This window comes from Aquabacterium sp. OR-4, assembly GCF_025290835.2.
Classification (GTDB): domain Bacteria; phylum Pseudomonadota; class Gammaproteobacteria; order Burkholderiales; family Burkholderiaceae_C; genus Pseudaquabacterium.
In genome coordinates this window covers 1,657,904-1,667,966 of record NZ_JAOCQD020000002.1, presented here as the reverse complement: position 1 = coordinate 1,667,966, position 10,063 = coordinate 1,657,904, and the positions used below count along the sequence as shown (strand labels likewise).

Annotated in this window: 7 protein-coding genes; 3 read left to right on the top strand and 4 right to left on the bottom strand. The window is 73.8% G+C overall.

The features are described 5' to 3' along the window. Window positions 1-278: 278 nt before the first annotated feature. Genes N4G63_RS19560 through N4G63_RS19550 form a run of 3 tightly spaced genes read left to right on the top strand, consistent with a single transcriptional unit; the run spans window position 279 to window position 5,406 of the window. Window positions 279-2,675, top strand: coding sequence for a type I secretion system permease/ATPase (locus N4G63_RS19560; RefSeq protein ID WP_314600084.1), 2,397 nt, complete (start codon window positions 279-281; stop codon window positions 2,673-2,675). After that, window positions 2,675-3,994, top strand: coding sequence for an HlyD family type I secretion periplasmic adaptor subunit (locus N4G63_RS19555; RefSeq protein WP_260787194.1), 1,320 nt, complete (start codon window positions 2,675-2,677; stop codon window positions 3,992-3,994). The genes N4G63_RS19560 and N4G63_RS19555 overlap by 1 nt, the downstream gene beginning before the upstream one ends. After that, complete coding sequence (locus tag N4G63_RS19550; protein ID WP_314600083.1) at window positions 3,991-5,406, top strand: TolC family protein; 1,416 nt, start codon at window positions 3,991-3,993, stop codon at window positions 5,404-5,406. The genes N4G63_RS19555 and N4G63_RS19550 overlap by 4 nt, the downstream gene beginning before the upstream one ends. Window positions 5,407-5,475: 69 nt before the next feature. On the opposite strand, the gene N4G63_RS19545 is transcribed toward N4G63_RS19550, so the two are convergent. The 4 genes from N4G63_RS19545 to N4G63_RS19530 all read right to left on the bottom strand — a co-directional run bounded on the left by N4G63_RS19545 (window position 5,476) and on the right by N4G63_RS19530 (window position 9,847). Further along, window positions 5,476-6,450, bottom strand: coding sequence for a bifunctional riboflavin kinase/FAD synthetase (locus N4G63_RS19545; protein WP_260787197.1), 975 nt, complete (start codon window positions 6,448-6,450; stop codon window positions 5,476-5,478). Between the two features lie 120 nt (window positions 6,451-6,570). After that, window positions 6,571-7,359, bottom strand: coding sequence for a pseudouridine synthase (locus tag N4G63_RS19540; RefSeq protein WP_260787198.1), 789 nt, complete (start codon window positions 7,357-7,359; stop codon window positions 6,571-6,573). Beyond that, complete coding sequence (locus N4G63_RS19535) at window positions 7,356-8,756, bottom strand: twin-arginine translocation pathway signal (RefSeq protein ID WP_260787199.1); 1,401 nt, start codon at window positions 8,754-8,756, stop codon at window positions 7,356-7,358. The genes N4G63_RS19540 and N4G63_RS19535 overlap by 4 nt, the downstream gene beginning before the upstream one ends. Before the next feature lie 80 nt (window positions 8,757-8,836). Next, window positions 8,837-9,847 (bottom strand): P1 family peptidase, encoded by a 1,011-nt coding sequence (locus N4G63_RS19530; protein WP_260787200.1) that lies wholly within the window; start codon window positions 9,845-9,847, stop codon window positions 8,837-8,839. Window positions 9,848-10,063: the final 216 nt, after the last annotated feature.

Below are 10,063 nucleotides of genomic sequence, written 5' to 3'. Positions count from 1 at the left end.
AAGCCCCGGCGGGCGCCTGCCACCGCGCCACGCCACCCCGCCCGGGGTGCGTGGCGCGTCGTGCTTCAGGTGCCGCCGGCGCGCTGGGGCGGGCATTGCTGCGCGAAAAGCCGTGCCGCCGCCACCGCAGCCCGCTGGCCGGCCTGGGCCGGCGTCAAGCCGCAGGCAGAATCTCCGATAACGGTTTCGATGCGCCGGCTGCTGCGCAGTACCGGGCCTGCCGTGCCGAGGGCACAGGTTCCGGCGTTGTTCGTTCCCTGCCTTAGCCCCTGCCGACCATGAAGCACTCCAGCCCCACGACGCTGTCGCCCGATCTGTCGGGCGACACGCAGCAGCTGAGTCCGGTGCCCGTGCACGAGAGCGTGCTGTTCCTGGCGCGTTTTCTCGGCACCGCGGTGCAGCTGGAGCGCCTGCGCGACACCCTGGCCGGGCAGGACAGCTCGCGCCACGGCGAGATCGACCCCGATCTGCTGCGCCGCCTGCTGGCCAATGCCGGCCTGGTGGCCTCGCCGCTGTCGGCCAACCGCCAGCGCAAGCCCACCGAGATGCCGGCCCTGGTGGTGGGCGAGGGCGGCCAGACGGTGGCCGTGGTCAACCTCAAGGACGGGCGCCTGTTCGAGTGCCAGCTGCCGGGCATTGCCGGCACCACCTGGCTGGACGCCGCGGCGCTGGCCGCCGAGGTGCCGGGCGGGCGCTGGTACGCGGTGCGCCCGCGCCTGTTCTTCGACCAGCGCAGCCTGCTGTACGCGCTGCCCGAACCGGCGCGCTGGTTCTGGGGCGTGTTCCGCCGCAACCAGTGGATCTACCACTGGGCGCTGGCCGGCACCGTGGCGCTGAACATCTTCGGCGCCCTGGTGCCCTTCTATTCGATGGCGGTCTACGACCGCGTGATCCCCAACAACGCGCTCGGCAGCCTGGCGGTCCTGACCACCGGCGTGATGCTGCTGATCGTGTTCGAGTTCGTGATGCGGCTGATGCGCAGCCACCTGCTCGAAACCGCGGCGCGGCGCATCGACGTGGCGCTGTCGGCGCGGGTGTTCGCGCAGTGCCTGAAGCTGCGCGCGGCCAACCGGCCGGCCTCGGGCGGGGTGCTGGCCAACACCGTGCGCGACTTCGAGGCGGTGCGCGACTTCTTCGCCACCACCACGCTCACCGTGCTGGGCGACCTGCCCTTCCTGCTGCTCTACATCGCCATCATCTTCATGGTGGGCGGGCCGCTGGGCTGGGTGCCGGTGGCCTGCATACCGCTGCTGCTGGCGATCAGCCTGCTGTCGCGCGGTGCGCTGTCGCGCAAGGTCAACGAGTCGATGCGCGAGAGCTCGCAGCGCACCGCCCACCTGTTCGAGACCATGAACGGGCTCGACACGGTCAAGGCCATCGGTGCCGAGGCCTGGAGCCGGCGCAAATGGGAGGGCCTGACCCAGGCCATCGCCGAGAACAACCTCGAAACCCGCGAGATCATGGCGCGCATCAACTACGGCAATGCCGCGGTGATGGCGCTGTCCACGGTGGCGGTGGTGGCGGCGGGCTCGGTGATGGTGGCCGAGCAGGCCATCACGCTGGGCCAGATCATCGGCGTGAGCCTGCTGGCCGGCCGGGCGCTGGCCCCGGTGGCCCAGATCGCCAGCCTGATCGTGCGCTGGGAACAGACCAAGATGAGCTACGAGGCGCTCGACAAGATCATGAACGCGCCCACCGACGAGGCGCCCAACGCGCTGCAGGCGCCGCCGCTCACCGGCCAGCTCGAGTTCCGCGATGTCAGCTTTGCCTACCCGAACCAACCCCCGGTCGTTGAGCGCATCTCGCTGCGCGTGCGCCCCGGCGAGCGCGTGGGCATCATCGGCAAGCTGGGTTCGGGCAAGAGCACGCTGCTCAAGCTGATCCTCAACCAGTACGAGCCCAGCACGGGCAGCGTGCTGGTGGACAACCTGGTGACCACCCAGCTCGAGCCGCTGTCGCTGCGCCGCCAGATCGGCTATGTGCCGCAGGACGTGACCCTGTTCCACGGCACGCTGCGCGAGAACATCGAGCTCGGCCGCGTGCGCACCGACGACGCGCGCCTGCTCGAGGCCGCGCGCATCGCCTGCCTCGACGAGATCGTGGCCCAGCTGCCCGAGGGTGTGGGCACCCAGGTGGGCGAGCGCGGCGAGCGCCTGTCGGGCGGCCAGCGCCAGAGCGTGGCCATCGCCCGCGCGCTGCTCAACAAGCCGCGCCTGCTGCTGCTGGACGAGCCCAGCTCGATGGTCGATCCGGCCAGCGAGCAAAGGCTCATCGAGCGCATGCGCGGGCTGCAGAACACGACCATCGTGCTGGTGACCCACCGCATGGCCATGCTGGCCCTGGTGGACCGCCTGGTGGTGATGGACCGCGGCCGCATCGTGGCCGACGGCCCGCGCGACCAGGTGCTGCAGGCCCTGAGCGCACAGCGCCAGAGCGAAGACGCCGCCGCCGCCGCCCGGGCCGCCACCGCCCGCGCCGCCGCCGACGCCGCCAGCAGCGCGGTGAAGGGCCAGGCCGACAGCACGCCGCTGGGCCATGCCGCATCGCCCAGGGTGCCGCCAGCGGCCGGCAGCGGGTTCAGCAGCGCGGCCGGCAGCGCAGCAGCCAGCGCCGCGGCGGCGCCGCGCGGCGACCGCATCCGCCGCGATGGCACCACCGTGTCGGGAGACCTGTGATGAGCGGCCAAGCTGTGGCATTGCGGCCGCTGGCCTCGCCGCACCCCGATCCCGACCAGGGCCCGCGCCGCATGGCGCTGGGCGTGGTGGCCCTGGTGCTGGCCTTTCTGGTGGTGCTGATCACCTGGGGCGCGCTGGCCGAGCTGGACGTGGCCGCCCAGGCGCGCGGCGTGGTCGTGCCGCCCAGCCGCCTGCAGGAGGTGCAGAGCCTGGAAGGCGGCATCGTCAAGGAGCTGCTGGTGGCGCCGGGCGAGCGGGTGAAGAAGGGCCAGGTGCTGGCCCGGCTGGACACCGCCCAGACCACCGCCGATGTGGACGAAAGCCGCCAGCAGCGCCAGGCCGCGCTGGCCGCGCGGGCGCGCTCCGAGGCGCTGATCAACGGCACCATGCCGCGCTTCGACGACGAGCTGCGCCGTGAGGCGCCCGGCCTGGTCGAGAAGGAAACCCAGCTCTGGCGCGACGCCCAGCGCGAGTACCAGTCGGGCCAGGCCGTGGCGCGCGAGGCCGCCTCGCGGCGGCGCGGCGAGCTGGTCGAGGCCGAGGCGCGCATCGCCTCGGTGCAGGCCTCGATGAAGGTGGCCGAGGAGGCCTTCGCGATCGAGGAGCGGCTGTTCAAGGAAGGCGCCGGCGCACGCGCCGACTTTCTGGCGGCCCAGCAGCGCCTGCTGCAGGTGCGCACCGAGCTCGACGGCCTGCAGCAGTCGCTGCCGCGCCTGCGCGCCGGCCTGGCCGAGGCCCGCGCGCAGGCCGCCGAGGCCGAGGCGCGCGCCAAGGCCCAGTGGGGCACGCAGCGCGCCGAGTACGAGGTGAAGGTGGCCACGCTGGGCGCGGCCATCGGCGGCAAGCAAGACCGTGCCGACCGCCGCGAGCTGGTCTCGCCGATGGATGGCGTGGTCAATCGCGTGCTGGTCAACACCCTGGGCGGCGTGGCCCAGCCCGGCAAGGCGGTGCTGGAGGTGGTGCCCGACGAGGCCCGCCTGCAGCTCACCGCGCGCGTGCGGCCGGCCGACATCGGTTTCATCCGCGCCGGCCAGAAGGCCCACGTGAAGATGCTCACCTACGACTCGGGCACCTACGGCGCGCTGGATGCCGAGGTCGAGCGCGTGGGCGCCGACGCCATCGTCGACGACAAGGGCGAGTCCTATTTCGAGGTGCAGCTCACCGCTGCACGCGATCAGATCAAGCTGCACGGCAAGCCCTTGCCCATCACGCCGGGCATGCCCTGCGATGTGGGCATCCTCACGGGCCAGCGCAGCGTGCTGCAGTACCTGTTCAAGCCGGTGCTGCGGGGCATTCAGGGAGCTTTGCAGGAACGATGAACCGATCACAGCCCAGCCCGCCGGCCACCGGCCGCACCTCCACCCAGCGGCCGGCCTGGCCGCGCGCCGGCCTGCTGTGGCTGGCCCTCGGTGCGGCCACGCCGGGCGCGTGGGCGGCCGCCGGCGATGGCACGGCCAGCGCCAGCGCCAGCGCCGCGGCCACCACGGCGGCCAGTGCCGGCACCTCGGCGGCGGCGCAGGCCGCACCGCCGGTCGAGAGCCTGGGGGCCATGGTGGCCCGCGTGCTGGCGCAAGACCCGGCCGTGCGCGTGCAGGGCCACCTGCTGCAGGCCAGCGACGAGCGCCGCCAGCAGGCCGGCTCGCGCATGTGGCCCACCATCGGGCTGAGCAGCAGCCGCGGCAGCGCCAACGTCAGCGAAGAAAGCCTGTTCGGCAGCGCCACGCCCTTCGAGCGGCGCACCGACCGCACCGAAGCCACGGTGCGCTGGAACCTCTACAACTACGGCAACGATGGCGCCGAGCTGCGTGGTGCCGCGCGCGACCTGGCCGCCGCCACCGAAGAGCTGCGCCGCGCCCGCGAAGAAACCGCCGAGCGCATTGCCGAGGTGTATGCCGACCTGCTGCGCGTGCAGCAGATCGTGCCGCGCTCGGCCCAGCGCCTGGCCGCGGTGCGGCGCCTGGTGCAGCAGGTGGGGCGGCAGAACGAGGCCGGCAAGGTGTCGGATGCCGACCTGCAGCAGGCCCAGGCCTCGCTGCTGGACGCCGAGGTGGTGCACGAGCAGTGGCTGGCCGACCTGAGCAGCGCGCGCGAACGCCTGGCCGCGGTGACCGGCAGCGAGATGCGCGAGGCCGTGCCGGTGCAGCTGCCGGCCGCCGCCGCCACCGTGGAGCCCGGCAACGGCCAGGTCAACGCGGCGCGTGAGCGCGCCCAGGCCGCGCGTGAACGGGTGCGGCCGGTGATCTCGCTGGCCGCGCCGAAGGTGGATGTGGAATACCGCCACCGCCTCAGCGACCGCACCACGCCGGCCAGCACCACCACCGAGCGTTACGGCTGGACCCTCAGCGCACGCTGGGACATCCCCGTCGGCGGCGAGAGCATGGCCCGCCGCAACGAGGGCGAGCGCCGCGCCGAGGCCGCCGCCGCCGAGGCCGAGCGGGTGCAGCGCGCCGCGATGACCGAGCTGGTCACGCTGCCGCCGCGCATGGCGCAGGCCACCCAGGCCATGGCCCAGATCGAGCGCCAGATCGAGCAGTACAACACCCTGGTGCGCGCCGGCGAGCTGCAGTTCGAGGCCGGCCGCCGCACCCTGCCGCAGCTGGTGCAGCTGCACGACAGCCGCTTTGCCGCCGAGCAGCGCCGGGTGGAGCAATCGCACCGGCTGTTGCAGGCGCGGCTGCGCCAGCTGTCGCTCAGCGGCGGCCTGCTGCCGGCGCTGAACCTCGAGAACTGACCCGCGCAGTGCCGGCCACGCGGTGCGAGCGGGCCCGGCCGGCCGGGTGCGCCGGCCACGCCGCCGGCCCTAGACCCCGCGCGGCGGGTGTGCGCTGAACCAGGCGCGCGCGTCGGCGGTGTCTTGCGCAATGCCGGCGCGCAGGGCGTCCAGCGACGGGTACTTGCGCTCGTCGTGCAGCTTGTGCATCAGCTCGACCGTGATGCTGCGGCCGTAGGCGGCTTCGCTGCCCAGGCTGCCGGGCCAGTCGAGGCAATGGGTTTCCAGCAGCACGCGGCCGGCGTCTTCCACCGTGGGCCGCACGCCCAGGCTGGCCACGCCCGGCAGCGGCTGCCCGGCCAGGCCACGCACCTGCACCACGAAGATGCCCTGCGCCGCCGGCTTGGCATGCGCAAAGCGCAGGTTCAGCGTGCGAAAGCCCAGTTCGCGGCCCAGCTTGCGGCCATGCACCACATGGCCGCTGATGGCGTAGGGCCGGCCCAGCAGCGCGGCGGCGCGGGCCATGTCGCCGGCGGCCAGCGCCTCGCGCACGGCCGAGCTTGAGACGCGCAGGCCGTGCACCTCGTAGCTCATCATGCGGGCCACGTCGAAGCCTTGCTGCTCGCCCAGGGCGTCGAGCAGCGCATAGTCGCCGGCCCGGCGCGCCCCGAAGCGGAAGTCGTCGCCCACCAGCACATAGCGCGCGCCCAGGCCCTGCACCAGCACGCGCTGCACGAAGTCTTCGGGGGCCAGGCCGGCCAGGGCCTCGTCGAAGCGCAGCACCACGGCCTGGTCGATGCCGCAGCGCTCGAGCTCCTGCAGCTTGTCGCGCAGCGTGGCGATGCGTGCCGGTGCCAGCTCGGGCTTGCCCAGGCGCGCGGCAAAGAAGTCGCGCGGGTGCGGCTCGAAGCTCATCACGCAGCTGGCCAGGCCGCGGTGGCGGGCCTCGCTGATCAGCAGCGCCAGCATGGCCTGGTGGCCGCGGTGCACGCCGTCGAAGTTGCCGATGGTCAGCGCGCAGGCCGCGGCGCGACGCGGGTGGTGGAAGCCGCGAAAGACCTTCATGCCGGCCCCGCGCCCGGGCGGCGCCTCGGCCGCCGGCCCAAGGCGATCACCGGCCGGGCTGGCCCTGGACCGGCACCACCCGGCCCGCTTGCGCTCATCATCTGCTGGCCCATCGCGGCATTATCCGGCGGCCGGCGCCGGCTTGCCGCCACCCTTGCCGGCGGCCAGCAGCGCGGCGCGCTCGGCCGCGCTGACGAAGCGCCAGCGCCCCGGCGCCGGATCGGCCTCGGCCGGCGGCTCGGGCACGGCGATGGCGCCAAAGCCGCTGCGGTGCAGCGCCTCGCAGTGGTTGCCCACCGCCGCCACCATGCGCTTGACCTGGTGGTACTTGCCCTGCACCAGGGTCAGGCGCAGGTGCTGCGGGCCGATGATCTCGCAGCCCTCGGCGTGCACGGCCACCGGGTCGTCGAGCAGCACCACGCCCTCGCGCAGGCGCTTGACCTGGGCCTCGTCGACCGGGCGCGCGGTGTGCACCTCGTAGACCTTGGGCACATGGTGCTTGGGCGAGGTGAGGCGGTGGATCAGGCTGCCGTCGTCGGTGAGCAGCAGCGCGCCGGTGGTGTCCTGGTCGAGCCGGCCCACCGGCTGCACGCCGCGGGTGCGCAGCGGCGGCGGCAGCAGCAGCATCACGCTGGGCCAGGCGCCGGGTTTTTGCGAGCACTCGTAGCCCGCCGGCTTGTTGAGCAGCACCAGGGCCGTGGCCTGCACCGGCCAGGCCTGGCCCTCGACCTCGAGCACCAGGCCATCGGCCGCGAACAGCGCGCCGGGGTCGGTGACCGTCTCGTCGTGCACCCGCACCAGGCCTTGTTCGATCAGGCCGGCACACACCCGCCGTGTGCCGAAGCCCTGGCTGAACAGCAGTTCGTCCAGGCGTTCGGGCTTGCCGGGTTTGGTCTTGTGGGTGCTCATTCGTGCAGCTCGATCAGGGTCACATGGCCCTCCTTGGCCGGCCAGCCGCGGCCGACGATGCGCTCGGCAATCGGCCCCGAACGAAACTCGGCCACCACCGGCCGGTCGGGCTCGGCCAGCAGCTTCTTGCTGCTGGACACGCCGGCCACGCCGGGCGCGATGCCGGGCGCCGGGGCGCCATCCAGCAGCACCACGTCGCGCGGCAGGCCGAAATAGCCGCGCGGGCGGCTGAGGTTGACCACCGCCGCAGCGGCCTGGGCGTCGGCCGGCAGCAGGCGTTCGGGGCGCAGGTGCACCACGGCCGACGAGCGCGCAAACGGCGCGCGGTAGACATGCGTGGTGGCCAGGCCCGGCACCGCCAGCACAAACTCGAGCGCCGTGCGCGCATCGGTGGCCAGCGGGCCCCAGCGGCCGTCGGCGGCCACGGTCTTGTCGAGCAGCGGCGCGCCCAGGCGCGCGCCGGTGGCGGCATCCACCGCGTACACGCTCACGCGCGCGCCGGGCGCCGGCTGGTTGCTGGGGCTGCCCGCGGTGATGCCGGTGGCCAGGCCATCGAGCAGCACCCGTTCTTCGGGCTGCACCGCGGTGCTGGCCGGCGCGCGGCCGGTGACGAAGCGCCAGGCCTGCGCAAAGGCTTCGGCGTGGTAGCTCACCTCGCGGTGATCACGCCCGGGCAGCACCACGTTGTCGGCGCCGCGCAGCGCCGGGCCCTCGGCGGTGACGTTGGTTGGCGTGCCCTTGGCGCCGATCCACAGGCCGTCGGGCTGCGCGAACTTGTCGTTGTTGTCCGAGCGGATCGTCATCCACCGCAGGCCGGGCGTGACCTCGACACCCACCGCGCCGGCCGGCAGCAGCTGGCCATCGGGGCCCTTGGGCGCGTTCAGTGCGGTCAGGAACGGGCCGGCGCCATTGAACTCGTTGTTCGGCCGGAAACCGGGGTTGGCCCACACGCCGTGGTTGGGCGTGCCGCCCAGGATGGCATGCGACACCTTGCCGGCGCAGCCGCCGCTCTGGATGCAGTGGCGGATGGCGTTGCCGCCGCGCGAATTGGCCATCAGCACCACCTGCCTGGCCCCGGTGGCGGCGAGCACGCGGTCGACCTCGGCGGCCAGAAAGTCGCGCTGCTCGGCCGTGCCGCTGCGGCCGGCCTGGGCCTGGGTGTCGTCGTCGCGCGCCAGCGGGTTGGCAAAGTTCACCGCATGCAGGCGCGCACGCGGCCAGCCCTGGCTCTCCCAGCGCCACAGCGTGGTCTGCCAGGTGGCGGCCGAGTCGCCATTGCCGTGCACGAACACGATGGGCGGCTGCGCGTCGGTGCGGCCCGGGCCCAGGCCGGCGCAGGCCGACAGCAGGGCGCTGGCGGCCAGGGCGATCCAGGCGCGGCGGGGCAGGGCGGGCATGGGGGCGGGCATGGGCATGGGCGGGGTTGCAGTGGGGTGGTGGTGGGGTGGTGGTGGGGTGGTTGAGGGGAGCGCCGGCTTCAGGCCAGGCCGAGCTCGCGCGCCGAGGGCAGATCGGGCTCGGCCAGGCCGTGGGCGGCGCGCACCGCGTTCAGCACTGCGCGGGCTGTCACCTCGGCGGCCAGCGCACCCAGCACGCTGAGGTGGCCGGGCTTGCCGCTGCCGCCGGTGGCCACGGCGAACAAGGCATCGCCGTCGGTGGCGGTGTGCACCGGGTTGATGCTGCGCGCCAGGCCGTCGTGGGCCATGCTGGCCAGCTTGTTGGCCTGGGCCTTGGTGAGCCGGGCATCGGTGGCCACGATGCCGATGGTGGTGGCCATGCCGTCCATCAGGTGCGCGGGGAGCTGGCCATCGCACAGGGCGGCCAGGGTGTCCAGCGGCGTGCGGCCATCGGGCCCGCGCGCACCGGCGATGACGCGGCCGCTGGCCGGATCGACCACGTCGCCGATGGCGTTCACCGCGATCAGCGCGGCCACGGTGATGGCGCCAACCTTGATCGACGCGGTGCCGATGCCGCCCTTCATCGCGCTGTGGATGCCGAACAGCTTGCCCACCGTGGCGCCGGCGCCGGCACCCACGCTGCCCTGGGCCGGGTGAGCCGTGCTGGCGGCCACGCAGGCGGCGTGGCCGGCGGCGGCATCGGGGCGGATGCGGGCATCGCCCACCCACAGGTCGAACAGCACCGCGGCGGGCACGATGGGCACCCGGATCGGCCGGTCGGACGATCCTTCCCGGGGCTTCGGGCCCACCTGCACGCCATGGCCGTGCTCTTCCAGCCAGCGCATCACGCCGGTGGCGGCATCCAGGCCGAAGGCGCTGCCGCCGGTCAGCAGCAGCGCGTGCACGGTCTCCAGCGTGGCCAGCGGGTGCAGCAGATCGGTCTCACGCGTGCCGGGGGCGGCGCCGCGCACGTCAACGCCGGCCACGGCGCCCTGCGGGCACAGCAGCACGGTGCAGCCGGTGGGGCGCTGCGGGCTGGTCCAGTGGCCGACGGCAAGGCCGGCGATGTCGGTGATGGCGCCTGGGTACATGGGTTCCCTTCGAAGCGTCTGCGGCGCCTTCCGCCAGGGGGGCGTCGCCAGCGGCCCGGCGGCGCCGGTTCCGCGGCGACGGCCGGGTGGGCAAGGGCCGGGCGGTGGGTTCGAAAGTGGATGGGGCCCGGTCTGGGCTGACCCGGCATCGTAGGCGAGAACGCCACACCGGCGGTCGCCGTGCCGCGAGGCGTGTCGGCGCTGTGACACACTGGC